Source organism: Leeuwenhoekiella aequorea (genome assembly GCF_004104375.1).
Classification (GTDB): domain Bacteria; phylum Bacteroidota; class Bacteroidia; order Flavobacteriales; family Flavobacteriaceae; genus Leeuwenhoekiella; species Leeuwenhoekiella aequorea.
Map to the genome: position 1 here is coordinate 603,149 of NZ_QOVM01000002.1, position 17,370 is coordinate 620,518.

Here is a 17,370-nt window from a genome sequence, read left to right on the forward strand (position 1 = left end):
TTGTATTTTATTTATGTTAATGCAAAATCAAAATGCCATTCTGAATCTTAATTTTTTAATTTTCTTAACTTTAGAAACTAAATCCAGTTAATTTTAATTATGAAAATAAGATTACTTCTTTCTTTTTTAGCAGTATCGCTAAGCATGTTTGGTCAACAGGTTAATCTCGACCTTTTAAAAAATATTAAACCCCGAAGTGTAGGCCCTGCTGGTATGAGTGGTCGAATTACCGCAATTGATGCCGTTACAAATAATCCCGATATTATTTACGCGGGTTCTGCAAGCGGTGGTATTTGGAAATCAACTTCTGGGGGTGTAACCTGGAAGCCTATTTTTGAAAATGAAGCTACGGCTTCTATAGGAGCAGTGGCAATACAGCAATCAAATCCAGCTGTAGTTTGGGCAGGTACCGGTGAAGGAAACCCGCGTAACAGTCTTAATGGTGGATTCGGAATTTATAAAACGCTTGACGGTGGCAAAACATGGAAATGTATGGGATTAGAAAACACGCGCCATATATATAGGGTGCGTATTAATCCTTCAAATCCAGATATTGTCTATGCCGCCGCTATAGGCTCTCCTTGGGGAGAACATGAAGAACGTGGTGTGTATCGCACAATCGATGGCGGTAAAAACTGGGAAAAAATTCTCTATGTGGATCAAAAAACCGGCGCAGGCGAATTAATTATGGATCCTACTAATTCCAATAAACTTATTGCTGCAATGTGGCAGCATAAGAGAGATCCTTGGTTCTTCAATAGTGGTGGTCCAGGATCTGGATTATACATTACTTATGACGGTGGAGATACCTGGAAAGAAATCACATCACAAAATGGTTTACCAGAAGGAGATTTAGGACGTATGGGTCTTGCCATTGCTCCAAATAAACCAAATATCGTCTACGCCTACATAGAATCTAAGAAAAACGCATTGTACAGATCTAACGATGGCGGTGAAAACTGGAAGAAAGTAAATGATAATATGGATGAGATAGGAAATCGTCCTTTCTATTATGCCGAAATCTATGTCGCCCCTAACAATGAAAATCGTGTCTATACTGTATTTACATATATTAATGTATCTGAAGATGGTGGTGCAAGTTTTAATGAACTAATGCCGGCTTACGGTGTTGAGAATGGTGTTCACCCAGATCATCACGCCTGGTATATACATCCTACAAACGCAGATTTTATGATAGATGGTAATGATGGAGGATTAAATATTACCCGTGATGGCGGAAAGTCTTGGCGCTTTGCGGAAAATATTCCGGTAGGTCAATTTTATCATATTGCTGTTGACAATGAATTTCCATACAATGTTTATGGAGGAATGCAAGACAATGGAAGCTGGAGAGGACCAGCTTACGTCTGGAAAGATCAAGGAATACGCAATGCCTACTGGCAGGAAATATCGTTTGGTGATGGTTTTGATGTAGTACCAGATCGCGATAATTCACAGTATGGATGGTCTATGAGTCAGCAAGGATACGTGAGCAGATATGACCACATTACAGGAAATAACTATTCTGTGCGTCCTACACATCCAGACCCTGAAGTAGAACTAAGATTTAACTGGAATGCTGCTATTAATAGTGATCCTTTTGATAACAGCACATTGTATTTTGGGAGTCAGTTTGTGCATAAATCAACAGATAAAGGTCTTACTTGGAAAGTTATATCGCCAGATCTAACCACCAATAATCCTGAAAAGCAAAAGCAAAGCGAGAGCGGGGGTCTTACAATGGATGCTACCGGTGCAGAAAATCATACGACAATACTTGTAATTGAGCCTTCTCCAGTAGAAAAGGATATGCTATGGACGGGTTCTGATGACGGTAAAGTATTTTATACGTTAAATGGTGGTACAAGCTGGACAGATGTATCAAAAAATATTAAAGGTCTTCCCGAAGGTAGCTGGATAGCTCAAATAAAAGCTTCTGCCACAAATAAAGGTGAAGCCTTGCTTGTAGCCAATAATTACCGCCGTTTTGATTACAAACCCTATGCATACCGTACTACTGATTATGGTAAAACATGGAAAAGCTTGGTTAAAGCGGAAGATGTAGGCAGTTATACACTTTCTATTTTAGAAGATAAAATTCAGCCCAAGCTTATGTTTTTAGGTACAGACGATGGACTCTATATAAGTTTTAATGCAGGTGCAAACTGGCAAAAATGGACTAATGGTTTTCCAACCGTTCCTGTAAAAGATATGGTTATTCAAGAGCGTGAAGATGATCTTGCGATTGCAACATTTGGGAGATCTATCTGGGTGCTAGATGATCTTAAACCTTTGAGAGCATTGGCAAATGACACCCAATTAGTCACAAAAATGAATTCTTCAGAATCACCGGTACTCGAAGTATTCCCCACTCCCCTGACCTATCAAAATGCTTCTCAACAACCTACCGGAAGTAGATTTGGAGCAGATGCTACTTTCAACGGACAAAATCGACCCGGCGGTGCTCACATAAAATATCTTTTCATCCCTAATAAAGATGTCAAGAAAGACTCAGTAAAAAACGAGTCTTTGGAAAATACTATTCAATGGGATAGTATCACCTTAAATATCTATGACGGATCACAATTAATACGCACTTTAAAAACTAAGTCACCAGATAGTGCAGGTACGTATACGATGAGATGGAATATGGATGAAAAAGGCAGCGACAGACCCTCCCGCACGTTACGTGAACGTACTTCAGAAGCTGGTGGTGTTTCTGTAAAACCGGGAAGCTATAGAATCGTTATGAATTATGGCGATCTAGAAGATGAACAATCTATTACCGTTAAAAGCGATCCAAGATTAACTATTTCATCAGAGGCAATTAAAGAAATTTATACCGCTCAGAAAAATTTAGAACAGATGATTCAAATTTCTGCTGATGCTGTAAAACAATTGGTCGAAAGTAAAAACATTGCTAAAGGGTATATAACTGATCTTAAAAAATTAGATAAGAAAAGATATGAAGCACAAATAGATAGTTCGACAGCAATTGTAAAAACAATCGACAGTAAAATTGCTTTATTTTTAGGGAATGAAGATGACAGACAGGGAATTACACGCAATAAGGAGGTCACTGTGTTGAATCGTATATATGAAGCAAACAGCTATGTAAGAAGTAGACCTAATGGAATAACTAAAACGGAAACTATTCTTATAAAGCAAGCTAAAGACGAACTTAATAATGCACTTCAAACCGTCAATTCGTTTTTTAATGAAGAATGGATCTCCTATAAGAATGAGATGCAACAGTTAGAAATTGATCCTTTTAAAGAGGTTAAAATTTTTCAGCTTTAAAGAATCTTTATAAAACATTAAAAATCCCGATTGCTCGTTGCAATCGGGATTTTCTTTTTTATTAGTTTACTATAATACCTAGTTTTTTTGAATGAGAAATCGCTTCAGAACTATTTCTAAAGTAGCAAGTCGCAACTTGCATACGTTCAATATTTTTTAAAGTATCTGCAATTTTTCGTTTTGACGATCTCTTAGTTTGCCTTAAATAAACGGCCTTAATATTTAAAGGAAATATTTTACATATACGTTCATAGATATACGCGTCGTGTTGCGAGTCATCACCTAAAAGCACATACTGCTGCTTCGGGTAAAATGATATTATATCTTTTATCTTAACAAACTTGTGATCGTGATTTCCTCCTCCCGTGGTAAGAAAATCTGATATTCCTGTTTTAATATCTTTTAATTTAATAACCGCCTTAGGTAACTCTTGCAGTTTTGAAAACTGTACGATAAAATCATATAGATTCCATTCACTACTAGATACATAAAAAAACGAATTGCTTTTTCCTTTTTCTTTATGACCACTATTGCTTAATGCTGCATAATGCTTAGCTACATCATCAAATATTTTACGCTTGTTTACATTACGAGCAAGCATCACATATAACTTTTTAAAAATATTACCGCTATGCGAAATAAGAAAGGTATCATCTATATCTGATATAATACTTAATTCACTTTTGTAAGGTTTCAGTAATTCTGCATTTTCAACAATACCATAATTTACTTCATCTAGTTTACAGATAACCTGATACTCGTGCCAGCCACTTTCTAATTTTTCATTAAAAGGAACCGTAAATCTAAAATAGCCATCATCCATAGTACGAGTTGTGACTTCCAGATTTTTAAATCTTAGTTGTACTTCGACATTCTTAAGGGGAGAGATTCTAAACATATGCAATACCGCAAATGCATGTTTAAAGCCTTTGCGATCTGCCTGATATTTATCTGGAGCCCAAGATTTAAAAACGTGCCCAAAAACAATTAGCTCATCGTCATTAACATAACCTCGGTATACTTGTAAATCTAGTTTCACTATTGGTAATTTATTAACGTTGTCGAGTTGTCAAAATACCTAATTTTAAATCGAAATTTACTTAATGAAAGCACAAAAGAGCATATTACTTGTAATCAATCCTATTGCGGGAGACACCGATAAAAAGCCCATTATCGAGGCTTTTAAAAATCACGTAAGAACGAATGGAAATACACCATTAGTTTATGAAACTACGGGTGAAAATGACAATGAAGCTATAGCAAACTATATAGACGATCACGATGTAAAGCGGGTGCTAATTTCTGGTGGTGATGGTACAATACGACAGGTTGCAGACGGTTTGAAAGAGCGCTCAATAAACATTGGGTTATTACCCTCTGGATCTGCAAACGGATTAGCTTCAAATTTTTTAATTCCTGAAAACTTAGAAGACCAACTTGACATTGCGCTGGGAGATACATTTATTGATCTGGATGTTCTTGACATTAATGGTTATACCAGTTTACATATTGCAGATTTAGGTGTAAATGCTAAGCTTATTAAAAACTATGAAAAGTCTGAAATACGTGGGAAATTGGGTTATTTTCTACAGGCTATACCTACCCTATTAAATTCTGATTACCCATTTGAAGTCGAGATTTTTGCTAATGGAAAAAGTCACAAAGAAGAAGGTGTACTCATTGCAATAGCAAATGCTAATAAATTTGGAACCGGTGCAAATATTAATCCGACAGGAAAAATGGATGATGGTCTATTTGAAGTACTTATTTTTAAAAATCTCAGTATTAAAGGTATAATTCAAACCTTTTACGATGATGCGCCACTTGATCCTGACTTTGTAACGGTAATAAGTAGTAAAGAAGCTACTATTAAATGTACTAAACCTATTGCATTTCAAATTGACGGTGAGTTTATAGGTGAGCAGTCGCTTGTTGAGGCAAAAATGACTCCCCATAAACTACGAATTGCTATTCCGTAGAATAATTAAAAATTATGTATTTTGTTAAGCTATCTATAATTCTTTGGTAAGCGATTTGCATTCCTTTAATTTAGCTACACTAAACAATCAAATATATTATTATGAAAAACTACGCAATACTTTTTTCTCTTGCTCTTACACTAGGTTTTACATCTTGTAAAAGCGATAAGAAAGATAAGGAAGAGGATGTAACAACTACTGAAACTACCGAAACAACTGAAGTACCGGTAGTAAAAAAAATAAACGTATCACTTGATGCTAAAAGTGGAAGTACTGCAAAGGGTACCGCTGTTTTTAAAGAAGAAGATGGTAAAGTTGTGATGACTGCTGTCTTTGAAGGATTGCAACCGGGTACTCATGCAATTCATATTCATGAAAACGCAGATTGTTCTGCAGAAGATGGTACTTCTGCCGGAGGACACTGGAATCCTACAAAAATGCCACACGGTAAATGGGGCGATAGCGAAGGATACCATAGAGGGGATATCGGTAATTTTGAAGCAGATGACAATGGTAATGGTACTATTACAATGACTACAGAAGAGTGGTGCATTAGCTGTGAAGATAACACAAAAAACATTGCAGGTAAAGGTCTTATAGTACACCAGGGTGCTGATGATTTCACAAGTCAGCCTAGTGGTGATGCTGGAGCTCGTGTAAGCTGTGGTGGAATCATTGAATAATCTTACTAGAAAATAGATCAAGTACTAAAAGCAGCCTTCTTGGCTGCTTTTTACGTTTTATTTAATACATTTAGCCTTAACTAACTTATGCTATGCAGCCAGACGATTTAATACTGAGATTACAGCAAAAAGATGAAAAAGCTTTTGAACGTTTGTACACATTGTATTCTCAAAGCATTTTTGGAGTAATAAATAGTGTTCTGCACGACACCGAAGCTTCAGAAGAAGTTTTACAGGATGTTTTTATTAAAGTGTGGGACAATTGTGACTCGTACTCCTCAAAAAAAGGAAGATTTTTTACGTGGTTACTTAATATCGCGCGAAATGCCGCTATCGATAAAACCCGTTCTAAATCTTTTAAAAATCAAAAGAAAAACCTCACTCAAGAATATTTCGTAGATATTATTGAAAGCAAGAATAGCTTTTCAAACAAAATGGATGCTATAGGTATTAGTAAGTACATCAAAACTTTAGGGGAAGAATGTAAAAAAGTAATTAACCTGTTATTTTTTAAAGGTTATACGCAAAAAGAAGCTTCTGAAGAGTTGAGCATTCCGCTAGGTACTATTAAAACCCGTAACAGACTTTGTCTAAATAAATTAAGAGAAATACTAGTCGAGTAAGATGAATATACAAGAATATATAAATTCTGGCATCCTTGAATTATACGTTTATGGAGCTTTGAGCCCTCAGGAAAGTGAAGAGGTTTCTAAGGTTCTTAAACAGTATCCAGAGGTTGAAACTGAAGTTTCAGAAATTGAAGAAGCTTTAAAAAGTTTAGCCTCAGCTGCGGCTCCTTATAATCCTGAGCAGATGCTAGCTGCAATAAAAGCTAAATTAATTAGTCACGGCGGGATTGTACAGATGCACCCGACTCCTATTAATAAGCGCGCACGTATTATATCGTTCATAAGCGTTGCCGCCTCATTGATCTTTTTAGTAGGCATCTTTGTACTGCTTAACAGAACAAATAATTTACGTCAAGAACTTCGAGTTGTAGAGGCTAAGAATGCCATAATGCAGACTAAAGTAGATGATTCAGAAAATTCTTTAAATCAAGCTAAAACGATATTAGCAGTAATTAGAGATCCTAAAGTCACAAAAGTGCCTCTTGCCGGTCAACAAGTTGCTCCAGACGCTTATGTTAATGTTTTCTGGGATAAAGAAAATAACAAAGCTTATATAGATGCACTGGGCTTACCAGAACCTCCACAAGGAATGGTTTATCAGGTTTGGTCTTTAAAACTTGATCCACTTACTCCTACAAGTATGGGGTTGTTAGAGGACTTCTCTAATAATGAAAATAAAGTGTTCTCTTTTGATAATCCAAATGAATCTCAAGCTTTTGGAATAACACTTGAGCCTGCAGGTGGTAGTGAAACACCTACTATGGACCAACTTTATACTTTAGGTGTTGTTACGAATAATGCTTAATTAAAATACCGCATAATTATAAATGCCTCTAGAGTTTTCTAGAGGCATTTATAATTAGAAAAAATAGGGCATAAAAAAAGAACCACCTGCCTTCTCCAAAACATGGTGGTTCTCCAACTAACAAAAAATCCAAAAAAACTAATCAACTAACCAATTGATATTCATTTTTCTTTTTCATAATTCCGACTAATCGGGAAACTGGATTTTTTTCCAATTTTAAATAGTTAAATGCCCAACTTAATCTATTTACTACATTTACGTAATAGCGTTTTCTATGGTTTTCTTATTTCTATTTTTTTTGTGTTAAAGTGAATGTTAATATAATAAACCCAGCATTTATCAACGCTACCAAAGATTATTTAAGGAAAATCTGTTAAGTACACAATATAATTTTCGAACTAAGAGTTACACAGACTTAATTTCAAAACAACATTATAATGAATCCTTCATCTCCCGGATGGATAACAAAACACCAACCTATACTTAAGAAGAAAATTCTGGAGCGACAACCAGACTTTGAATTATTTTACAACAACCTTCTGGAAACCGGTTTTTTATATGGTGTTTCTGTTACTACCTGGAGTTATGGCGATCAGGAGCCTTTGCGATGGACGGAAATAGAAAGAACAAAACTCAACTTTCACGATAGCCTGTATTTTGCATATTTCAACTATTCTAATAGTGAAGATGGTTTCTTTGAGGCAATTACAGATTTTTACTCTCAACTTAACCCTAAAGAATTCCATTATTTTGGTTATTTCAAAAAACCAAAACCAAACGCATCTTCATTAGAAAAAATAATACAAGAACGTATTCAAACTAATACTCCGGTATTACAGAAAAACTTTAGCAATCTTATAACCAATGCCCTTTTATTTCTAGATGTAATTGCATTTGATTATTTTCTTAACAAAGGGGTTAATAGTATCACATTTGCTCAAGAGTTAGAAGCCAGACTTATGAATACAATCTGGCTGGCTCTTATGCAAAAAGAGGAGAAAGAGTATTATGATAAGCTGTTACTTAAACTATTTGAAAAATCATTACGCTATTCTAGTAGTTTATCACGTGAAATACAAAATATTGAAGATTTGCAACTCGCAAATTATCCTAAACTCATTCAGAAGAAATATTTATTAGATATGGCAGCACTTGCTATATGGCATGATTCTAGTATAGATCGTTCTGAATATTTATTTCTGAAAAGCTTAGGGAAATCTTTAAAATTACCTCATCAAACTATTGAAACTTCTGCAAATTATGTACACCGCTTCATAGTCAATAACCGCAATAAAATTGCCTATTTTAACTCTAGTAATCCCGTTAAGCATTTTTACAAGCAAACTACAAAAACAGTTAAAATACTAATTCTACGTAATAAAAAACGATTGCTGCAAGAGCTTTCTGAGAGTAAAGGTCTCGTATTATTGTTGAGTCAATCTACATTTAGAGATTTAAGTAAAAATGAGAAAAAGAGGGTAAAAACACAATTACTCAGTATTTGCAAAACTGTACCGTCATTAGCAATATTTATGCTGCCCGGTGGCGGAGTTCTACTTCCGCTTTTAGTAAAATTTATACCCGAACTACTTCCCACTGCCTTTAATGATAACCGACTAGATGATGAACTGGAAACAATATAAAATAGCGGGTGAAAGTTTAAATTATATTGAAGTTATTTAGCAACTTCGCTTTATGCTTCAATTTATCACAAAAGTTAAACTCATATTTAATAATATCACCGGTAAAATAGGTTTTTATCCTTCACTATTTGCCTTTGGAGGTCTTTGTTTAGGTTTTATAATGCTTTATGCAGAAAGTCAAGGCATTTCAAAATTTCTCATAGAAAACGCGCCTAAATTAGTCATTAATGATGCAGATACTGCCCGTACGCTACTAAGTACTTTTATAGGTGGCATAATATCACTTATGGTATTTAGTTTTTCTATGGTAATGATATTACTCAATCAAGCTTCTAATAATTATTCACCCAGAATTCTGCCCGGTTTAATATCAAACAAAAGACATCAGTACGTTTTAGGATACTACATAGCTACATTAATCTACTGCATTCTTGTTCTACTAAGTATTAAACCTACAGATAACAAATATCAGCTTCCAGGTTTTTCGGTACTTATAGGAATAATACTGAGTATGCTGGTACTGGCATTGTTTATCTATTTTATCCATTCAATTTCTGAAGCCATTCAGATTAATAAGATAATTGAAACTATTTATCAAAAAGCAAAGCTTCGCCTTACAGAACTCACAAGTCAAACTGATGAAGAATATAGCCAGGAAGATTTTCCGGATAGCGAAGACTGGAATATTATCCGTATTGATAAAACAGGCTATCTTCAAACCATAGCGACTAATGCCCTACTAGAATTTTGTGATGAAGCTAATTGCAAAGTTGAACTCTTGGTAGCAAAAGGCACTTTTATATTAAAGAATATTCCTATTGTAAAATGTAATATAGAACTCGATGAAAAACAACAAGATCAATTATTTACTTGCTTTGGTTTCTCCCGAAGCGAGATCGTAACTCATAATTATGTATTAGGATTTAAACAGCTCACTGAAATTGCAATTAAAGCAATGAGTCCTGGGATTAATGATCCTGGCACTGCGATTACCTGTATAGATTACTTGTCAGAATTGTTTGCTCTAAGACTATGTAAAAAGGATTTCAGTTATTTTAAAAATAAAGATAATCAAGCGGTAATAAGTTTAAGAACTATAAATTTTAAAGAGCTTATTTACTTTGTATTTGTACCCTTACGCATTTATTGTAAACATGATATAATAATGCTGCACAAGATGCTTACTGCCTTGTATTTCTTATTGCAAAGCGAAAGTGTAATCGATGATGCTCAGGAAATCATTATTAATGAGGCTAACTTAATTTTGCAAGATGCAAAGCAAAGTATCACAAATGAAGAAGATCTAAGCGGCGTATTTGCAATACGTGAGAAAATTGCTGCGATAAATACCACGACTATAGAGCTTGTAGCATTAAACCCTTAGGATAGCCACAATTTAAAGTCCTTTACGCGTTCTCTACTCACAATGATATCTTGATCTGAACAGGATTTCAATTTTACCTGCAGTCGGGAATTTGTATAACTTACAATATCCTCTATCGCTTTTATATTTACAAAGTACTTTCGGCTTACTCTAAAAAATTGATCTGGTGCTAGTTCATCTTCCAAAAGCTCTAGCGTGGTATCCAGTAGATAGTCGCGTTGTTCCCGTGTACGTGCGTATGTCCCTTTATTTTCGCTATATAAACAAACAATATCTTCAACATTAATTAGCTTTATATGCTGCCCGATTTTAACGGTAAAACGTTTTTTATAATCTCGCTCCACCGGATTGATACCTAATAATTTTCGGATATCATCAAAATTCACCTTTACATCTGCCTGAACAGGATTTTGTTTTTTAAATTTTAATACCGCATTTTCCAATTCTTCATCATCTATAGGCTTTAACAAATAATCAATACTATTTAATTTAAAAGCTTGTAGCGCATATTCATCATAAGCAGTAGTAAATATTATAGCACTCGTTACAGTAACGGCATCAAAAATCTCAAATGATAAACCATCACTTAATTGTATATCCAAGAATATTAAATCTGGATGAGAATTATTTGTAAACCAGGTTATGGCTTCTTCTACTGAGTTTAACTGTGCCAGAACATTTAAATCTAAAGCTTCCAGCATTCGAGTAAGACGCCTTGCAGCAGGTTTTTCATCCTCAATAACAAGTACATTCATAATGATACAATGATTAATAAATTAAGAGTCTAATCCCAGTTATTTATAGAAGAGCTTTTTTCTTCTTCCTGCTCTAAGTATTCTTTTATTTTTCGCTGTTCCCATTTTTTATACTTATACTCTATTTTACTACCGCGAGTAATATAGAAATAATAAATAAGGAGACCCATTCCCCAGCAGGATGCCAAGATAACCGGTGACCACCACGGGATGTAACTGCTTATCGCTCCGTCATCAAATAAACCGGCACAAAATGCAAAGTAAGCGAGACAAACCACAATATAAACAGGTATGGAATTATAAAAGTTTTTGAGTTTTTTTACTCGTTTTGCTGCTTCTGTATAATTTGAATGTTCCATTTTATCTTTTTTTTAAACTTATTCCCAACGCCCCATAGTTGATTGCGACTTATCTTCACGATCCATAAATTCTTTTATTTTTCGTTCTTCCCAATCTTTTGAAACAATTGGATTCCAATTAAAAGCTTTCGCTGCATGAAATAACAAACCTATCCCCCATCCAAATGCAGGCCATAAGAACCAAGGGTATCTCAATTCATTTGTATAATAATTTAATGCTGCTAAACCACCTATAACGAGTACATAACTCATTAAACTACCATAAAACTTTTTTAATTCTCTCACTTGTTCTTTAGCCTGAAAGTATCTGCTTTCTTTGTCTAAGTTTTCCATTTGATTTAATTGTTAAGATTAATATAGAGCAAATATCATAGCTTCTTTGGATCTGCTCAAGTTTTAGATACTCGACTGTAGAATTTACTTACTCAATTGTAATTAGTTATCCGTTTTCTTATCCATTAGTTCTCTAATTTTTCGGGCTTCCCAGTTCTTGCCTAGAAATAGATTGTAATTAAACACTTCAGCACCGTGAAAAAATAATCCCAATCCCCATCCTAATGCGGGAAATATCGACCAGGGAAATGAGGTGCTGTATAAATTTAAACCTATGAGTATAGGAATAATCAAACAATAGAGCCCCAGATTTATATAGAAACCCTTTAGTTTTTCTACGTGTTCTTTAGCGAGAGCATATTTTTTCTCTGATAAGTAATTTTGAGTATTCATAACAGGTTGTTTTAATTGATGAGTTAACAGCGGTATTTTCACTATAAATTCTTCTGAGTTTTGCTCAATAAGTATAGTACGCGTTGAAAGCAGCGCATAACGTTGTCTAATATTTATAAGTCCTACGCCACTACTTTTTGCAATTATTTTTTTTGGCTGAAGATTATTACTAATAACCAGATAGTTATCAACTTCTTTGATTGTGATATGTAATTTGTATAAATCACTTACTACATTATGCTTCACAGCATTTTCTAAAAGAAGCTGCAATGCCAGTGGTACTACCTTTGCGGCAGAATTAATGGCCTTATCCGGTATTGAGAATACAATACTATCTTCATAACGCATTTTTAAAAGTGTCATATACGTTTTAGCAAAAGCCAACTCCTCATCTATTGCTATGAGTTCTTTATTTTTTTGCTCCAGAACATATCTATAAACCTTAGAAAGCGAGGTAGTAAATTTTTGTGCCTGCTGCGGATTTTCTTCAATTAGACTGGTAAGTACATTCAAACTATTAAAAAGAAAATGCGGATCTAATTGGTTTTTTAATGCATCAAATTGAGCTGATGCAGTACCTGCGATAATTTTCTGTTCCTTAACTTGTCGATCTTTCTTGTAGCGATAATAGAAAAAAGAATAGAATATAATATTACAAACTAACGCTATGAATATAGGAATCCAGTATTCAGAAAATGATTCCTCTTGTACAAAGAGTACGACATCAATATCTTGAGTAATTGATTTTATAAAAATTCTTACCAGAAATATCCCAACCACAGTTACTAGTAAACTTGCAATTATGGCTTTATAAAGATGTTTTAAAGAATAAAGCTTATCAACGTGCTTTTTAAAGAAATATCTAAATACAGCCATATTAAGCATATACAACGCGACTGAATAAAGGAGACTCTGTAAAAAGTCTATTACAAGATTACTATCTATTCTTAATGTATTACCTAACGCGAGATGTATTGCTAGAAAAACAAGATAGATTGCAATACCTACGACTAGAGCTTTCCCAAACTCTTTTAAAATGTTATTCATACTTTCTTAGGTAGTTGGTCATTTTTTGTTGAGATTATAAAGTTATGACAATCCCTGAAAAGCACTGTTGAAGGTTGAGCTAGTCTAGTTTCTATTGAATGTTTTTCAACAATCTTTGTACGGGGTTGCAAGTTACTTTCTGATGAGTCTGCTAGTAGGATTGCATTAACGATTATTAAAATAAGTTTAAACATAGCCAGCTGTTTTCATTATTAGATACATCAAAGATGATAAACAGTGCTTTATAACCTAAATAGGATTGACTCAATTGTCAAATTAGCCTACTCAAATGTAACATGCTTTATATTTAAGCAGAACGTTAACAATGACATAAAAACTTTTAACGTCAAAATGAATTAATATTTTTGCTCAAATTCCTACACCCCAATTCATGTTACATAAAAAAATACTTCGGGTATTATCGTTTGCAATTAGTTTAATGATTATAATTTCCTGTGCCAGCAAACGCACACAATACCTAGATACTAAAACTAAGACTATTACTACAACAGGTGATACTTCGTCATATCGAAGCGTTTATTTAATGGGAAATTTGGGCTCAAGCAAAAGTGGGCCGAATAAAAAATTAATTTCTGCCTTTGATAGTGTGCAAAGCAGCAACGCAAGCAAAGAAGATTACTTGGTTATTCTGGGAGACAATATTTATGCAAATGCTTTAAAGAAAGGAACAAACGAGGAACAACTAGAACAGAGCATCTCGTTAATCAAATCTTTTAATGGAGAGACGCTTGTAATTCCGGGAGAAAATGAATGGAATGATAAAGGTGCAAAAGGTGTAGAAAAAATTGAAGATTATATTGAAAGTAAAATTGGTAAAGACAATCACTTTCAACCAGAAAATGGTTGTCCATTAGAAACAATAACTGTTGATGATGAAACCGAAATCATTATTGTAGACTCCCAGTGGTATATTGAAGATTGGAGTAAACATCCAAATTTTAATGATAAATGTGCCATAAAAACGCGTACTCAATTAATTACAGCTTTAAAAGACGAAGCCAGAAAAGCTAGACATAAAAATATTTTGCTTGTTATGCATCATCCACTATTCTCAAATGGGATTTATGGTGGTGAAATGAGTACACGATCATTATATAAACCTTCCGCAGAAAATGCCTTTATTCCCCTGGCTGGATTTGGTTGGGCTTTTATGAGAACCCAGGGTGGATTATCAAAGCAAGATCAGTTTAATCCATTAATGAATGACCTAATGCGTGAGATCAAAAAAATGGCCATTGATCTTCCCAGACTTTTTGTACTTTCTGCTCACGAACGCTCACAGCAATATATCGTAAATAAAAATATACGCCAGATTATTTCTGGTACAGGTAGTAAAACGGAATATGCTCGCTTAGGAAAAGATGGATATTTTTCTTCGGTAGCTCCTGGTTTTACCGAGTTGCGTCTCTTCAAAAACGGATCATCAACCGTTCATTATTATACACTTGAACAAAATAAATTAGTCGAGAAATTTTCTAAAGTAGCATTTGCGCAGCCTAAACCTTTTCCCTTAGATTCATTACCTGCTAACTTTTCAAAATTTGAATCCGCTCGAATTTACCCAACAGAGACCGTTAAGGTAACCCCAGAATTTGAAGAGAAATGGGGCAAACACTACAGAGATTTATATGGAGTTGAAATTAAAGCACCAGTCGCGATATTAGATACGCTGTATGGCGGACTTCAAGTAGAGCGAGCCGGAGGAGGAAATCAAACCCAATCTTTACGTTTGGTAGATAAAGATGACAAAGAATACAATATGCGAGCTTTAGCAAAAGATCCTTTTGCCTTTTTAAAATCATCTGGATATGATGATTTGGACGCACAAGCTTATTTTAAAGGTACACTTCCCGCCCAATTGATAGAAGACTTTTATACTGCAGCTCATCCTTATGGAGCTTTTGCAATCCCTAAACTAGCAGGTGCTGCAAATTTAAATCATACGCATCCTAAAGTTTTTTATGTACCTAAACAGCCTCGATTAGGAGATTTTAATCATAGTCATGGAGATCGTTTATATATGATCGTAGAAAAGCCAGATTCTGATTTTAATGGCGATCATATGTTTGGCTTTAATGAAGATGTAGAAAGTACCTCAGATCTTTTTGAAGCAATACGTGAAGATGAAAAAAATCGAGTCGATGAGCTAGAATATATACGAGCGCGGGTTTTTGATATGCTTGTAGGAGATTGGGATCGCCACGAAGATCAATGGCGCTGGGCAGAGCAAAAAGACAGTTCGGGAGTTGCCCATTATATTGCAATCCCAAGAGATAGAGATCAGGTGTTTTCAAAATTTGATGGAAAAATCATTAAAAAACTACAGAAATTTATGCCCAGCACTCGCGAACTGGCAAACTACGGTCCTGATATTGAATTTATAGAAAAATTTAGTGAAAGTGCCATAAATCTCGATCGTGCTGTATTGCAACGTACTTCAAAAAAAGAATGGCTTGATGCAGTAGTATATATTCAAGAAAACATAACCCCAGCAGTGGTGGCAAAGGCCTTTAAAGATATGCCAGAAGAAGTTCAGGATGAAAACTGGAAAAATATTCAGGAAGATTTACTGAAACGAAAAGCGAATTTAAAAGCAATTGTAGAGCGCTATTATGACTACTACATAAGATTTCAGACCTTAAAAGGTACCGATAAGGATGATCACTTTTATATAAATCGCAATTTAGACGGTACAACTCAAATAAAGGCTTATCGCATAGAGGATGGAAAAGATGGTGCTTTGCTTTTTGACCGCCTTTTTAATCCTAAAGAAACAAAGGAGATTTGGATTTATGGGCTAGATGATGACGATCGTTTTACCACCACAGGTGATGCAAAAAGTAAAATTAAACTTGTGATTGCAGGTGGGCAAAATGATGATATTTATGACTTACAGAATGGAAATAATCTTACCGTTTATGATCAACCAAAAGGGAATAAAATTGAAAAAAATAAAGGTGCTCGAGTACGATTTAGTTCGGTTTATGAGAACCATATTTATGATACCGAAAGACTCCCTTCTGAAGCAAAACAAGTAGGTTTAAATGTTTCTTATAATCCAGATTGGGGAGTAGCTCCACATCTAATTATTAAACGTCAAAAATTAGGATTTGAGCGCAATCCGTTTACATCACAATTTGTAGCTGATGTACACTATTTTTCATTAATGCAAGCAGCACAATTTAAAGGTGAAGTTCATTTTTCAAATATTTTTCCGGAGTGGAATTTTAAAATTTCAGGATTAGCAACTACAAATAATTACACTGAAAACTTTTTTGGCTTCGGAAATAAAACCCAAAATAACGCAGCCCATTTTGATCAAAATCGCATAAATATGCAAAAATTTGAAGGTGGCGCAGGTGTGTATTATAACGGAGAATATGGTAGTTCATTTGAGGCGTCTTTTAACTACCAGCAATATAACCTTGATCAATCACTTTTACTCAACAACTACAACCATCTGAATTCTAACAATTATGCAACTTTAAAATCTATTTATTCCTACACGAGTTTAGATCAAGAAAAATTTCCTACACGAGGTATGCTTTTTGAGGCTTCAGGATTTTATAGTGATAATCTGGACAACCGAGAAACAGTCTTTGCTACAGATCCAAAACTTATCTTTTGGAACGCGATAGATTCCTCCAGAGATCTTATTTTAAAAACCCAAATAGATGCCGCACTTCGATTTGGAAATGATATCCCTTTTTATCAAGCAGCAAAATTAGGTGGTAATTCAGGTTTACGAAGTTATCGTTTAGGAAGATTTACAGGCGATCAAATGTTGCATTCTTCAGTAGATTTATTATATCAAATTAAGCCAATTAAAACGGCTTTATTTCCTATTCGATCGCATCTGTATTTAGGATACGATTTAGGTAGAGTTTGGTTGAATAATGAAGATTCAAATCGATGGCATGACAGTTACGGTGGAGGTGTGAATTTTAGTATTGGAGAATTTCTATCTAGTAGCTTTGGATACTTTACCGGTTCGGAAGGGGGGCGTCTTCAGTTTGCTCTAAAATTTGGTGCATAACCC

13 protein-coding genes are annotated in these 17,370 nt (G+C 34.6%); 8 read left to right on the forward strand and 5 right to left on the reverse strand.

The window, feature by feature from the left end:
- The first annotated feature begins 99 nt into the window (after positions 1-99).
- Positions 100-3,300, forward strand: a complete 3,201-nt coding sequence (locus tag DSM00_RS06705; protein WP_128757251.1) for a WD40/YVTN/BNR-like repeat-containing protein — start codon at positions 100-102, stop codon at positions 3,298-3,300.
- Positions 3,301-3,361: 61 nt separating this feature from the next.
- Here DSM00_RS06705 and DSM00_RS06710 read toward each other — a convergent pair whose 3' ends face one another.
- Positions 3,362-4,339, reverse strand: coding sequence for an App1 family protein (locus DSM00_RS06710; RefSeq protein WP_128757252.1), 978 nt, complete (start codon positions 4,337-4,339; stop codon positions 3,362-3,364).
- 64 nt (positions 4,340-4,403) lie between these two features.
- Between DSM00_RS06710 and DSM00_RS06715 the strand changes: the two genes are divergently transcribed.
- The 6 genes from DSM00_RS06715 (at position 4,404) to DSM00_RS06740 (ending at position 10,423) form a co-directional block, all read left to right on the forward strand.
- On the forward strand, positions 4,404-5,279 hold the full coding sequence (locus DSM00_RS06715) for a diacylglycerol/lipid kinase family protein (RefSeq protein WP_128757253.1): 876 nt from the start codon (positions 4,404-4,406) through the stop codon (positions 5,277-5,279).
- A 101-nt stretch (positions 5,280-5,380) separates the two neighbouring features.
- Positions 5,381-5,962, forward strand: a complete 582-nt coding sequence (locus DSM00_RS06720; protein WP_128757254.1) for a superoxide dismutase family protein — start codon at positions 5,381-5,383, stop codon at positions 5,960-5,962.
- A 92-nt stretch (positions 5,963-6,054) separates the two neighbouring features.
- Positions 6,055-6,585: an RNA polymerase sigma factor gene (locus tag DSM00_RS06725; protein WP_128757255.1), complete on the forward strand. Its 531-nt coding sequence runs from the start codon at positions 6,055-6,057 to the stop codon at positions 6,583-6,585.
- A gap of 1 nt (position 6,586) precedes the next feature.
- The gene (locus tag DSM00_RS06730; protein WP_128757256.1) at positions 6,587-7,396 is read left to right on the forward strand and encodes an anti-sigma factor; all 810 of its coding nucleotides are present in this window, start codon (positions 6,587-6,589) and stop codon (positions 7,394-7,396) included.
- A 437-nt stretch (positions 7,397-7,833) separates the two neighbouring features.
- Positions 7,834-9,039: an LETM1-related biofilm-associated protein gene (locus tag DSM00_RS06735; RefSeq protein WP_128757257.1), complete on the forward strand. Its 1,206-nt coding sequence runs from the start codon at positions 7,834-7,836 to the stop codon at positions 9,037-9,039.
- A 52-nt stretch (positions 9,040-9,091) separates the two neighbouring features.
- On the forward strand, positions 9,092-10,423 hold the full coding sequence (locus DSM00_RS06740; RefSeq protein WP_128757258.1) for a DUF2254 domain-containing protein: 1,332 nt from the start codon (positions 9,092-9,094) through the stop codon (positions 10,421-10,423).
- On the opposite strand, the gene DSM00_RS06745 is transcribed toward DSM00_RS06740, so the two are convergent.
- From DSM00_RS06745 to DSM00_RS06760, 4 genes are all read right to left on the reverse strand, one after another.
- On the reverse strand, positions 10,420-11,178 hold the full coding sequence (locus tag DSM00_RS06745) for a LytR/AlgR family response regulator transcription factor (protein ID WP_128757259.1): 759 nt from the start codon (positions 11,176-11,178) through the stop codon (positions 10,420-10,422). The two genes, DSM00_RS06740 and DSM00_RS06745, sit on opposite strands and share 4 nt — an antisense overlap.
- A 29-nt stretch (positions 11,179-11,207) precedes the next feature.
- Positions 11,208-11,537 (reverse strand): 2TM domain-containing protein, encoded by a 330-nt coding sequence (locus tag DSM00_RS06750; protein ID WP_128757260.1) that lies wholly within the window; start codon positions 11,535-11,537, stop codon positions 11,208-11,210.
- A gap of 18 nt (positions 11,538-11,555) precedes the next feature.
- Positions 11,556-11,870, reverse strand: coding sequence for a 2TM domain-containing protein (locus tag DSM00_RS06755; RefSeq protein WP_128757261.1), 315 nt, complete (start codon positions 11,868-11,870; stop codon positions 11,556-11,558).
- Between the two features lie 102 nt (positions 11,871-11,972).
- Positions 11,973-13,310: a 2TM domain-containing protein gene (locus DSM00_RS06760; protein ID WP_128757262.1), complete on the reverse strand. Its 1,338-nt coding sequence runs from the start codon at positions 13,308-13,310 to the stop codon at positions 11,973-11,975.
- A gap of 391 nt (positions 13,311-13,701) precedes the next feature.
- On the opposite strand from DSM00_RS06760, the gene DSM00_RS06765 reads away from it, so the two are divergent.
- The gene (locus DSM00_RS06765; RefSeq protein ID WP_128757263.1) at positions 13,702-17,367 is read left to right on the forward strand and encodes a hypothetical protein; all 3,666 of its coding nucleotides are present in this window, start codon (positions 13,702-13,704) and stop codon (positions 17,365-17,367) included.
- Positions 17,368-17,370: the final 3 nt, after the last annotated feature.

Excerpts from the sequence above, each read along its gene's own strand:
- DSM00_RS06705 (WP_128757251.1), top strand. The coding sequence starts at position 100 with ATGAAAATAAGATTACTTCTTTCTTTTTTAGCAGTATCGCTAAGCATG.
- DSM00_RS06715 (WP_128757253.1), top strand. The coding sequence starts at position 4,404 with ATGAAAGCACAAAAGAGCATATTACTTGTAATCAATCCTATTGCGGGA.
- DSM00_RS06720 (WP_128757254.1), top strand. The coding sequence starts at position 5,381 with ATGAAAAACTACGCAATACTTTTTTCTCTTGCTCTTACACTAGGTTTT.
- DSM00_RS06725 (WP_128757255.1), top strand. The coding sequence starts at position 6,055 with ATGCAGCCAGACGATTTAATACTGAGATTACAGCAAAAAGATGAAAAA.
- DSM00_RS06730 (WP_128757256.1), top strand. The coding sequence starts at position 6,587 with ATGAATATACAAGAATATATAAATTCTGGCATCCTTGAATTATACGTT.
- DSM00_RS06735 (WP_128757257.1), top strand. The coding sequence starts at position 7,834 with ATGAATCCTTCATCTCCCGGATGGATAACAAAACACCAACCTATACTT.
- DSM00_RS06740 (WP_128757258.1), top strand. The coding sequence starts at position 9,092 with ATGCTTCAATTTATCACAAAAGTTAAACTCATATTTAATAATATCACC.
- DSM00_RS06745 (WP_128757259.1), bottom strand. The coding sequence starts at position 11,178 with ATGAATGTACTTGTTATTGAGGATGAAAAACCTGCTGCAAGGCGTCTT.
- DSM00_RS06750 (WP_128757260.1), bottom strand. The coding sequence starts at position 11,537 with ATGGAACATTCAAATTATACAGAAGCAGCAAAACGAGTAAAAAAACTC.
- DSM00_RS06755 (WP_128757261.1), bottom strand. The coding sequence starts at position 11,870 with ATGGAAAACTTAGACAAAGAAAGCAGATACTTTCAGGCTAAAGAACAA.
- DSM00_RS06760 (WP_128757262.1), bottom strand. The coding sequence starts at position 13,310 with ATGAATAACATTTTAAAAGAGTTTGGGAAAGCTCTAGTCGTAGGTATT.
- DSM00_RS06765 (WP_128757263.1), top strand. The coding sequence starts at position 13,702 with ATGTTACATAAAAAAATACTTCGGGTATTATCGTTTGCAATTAGTTTA.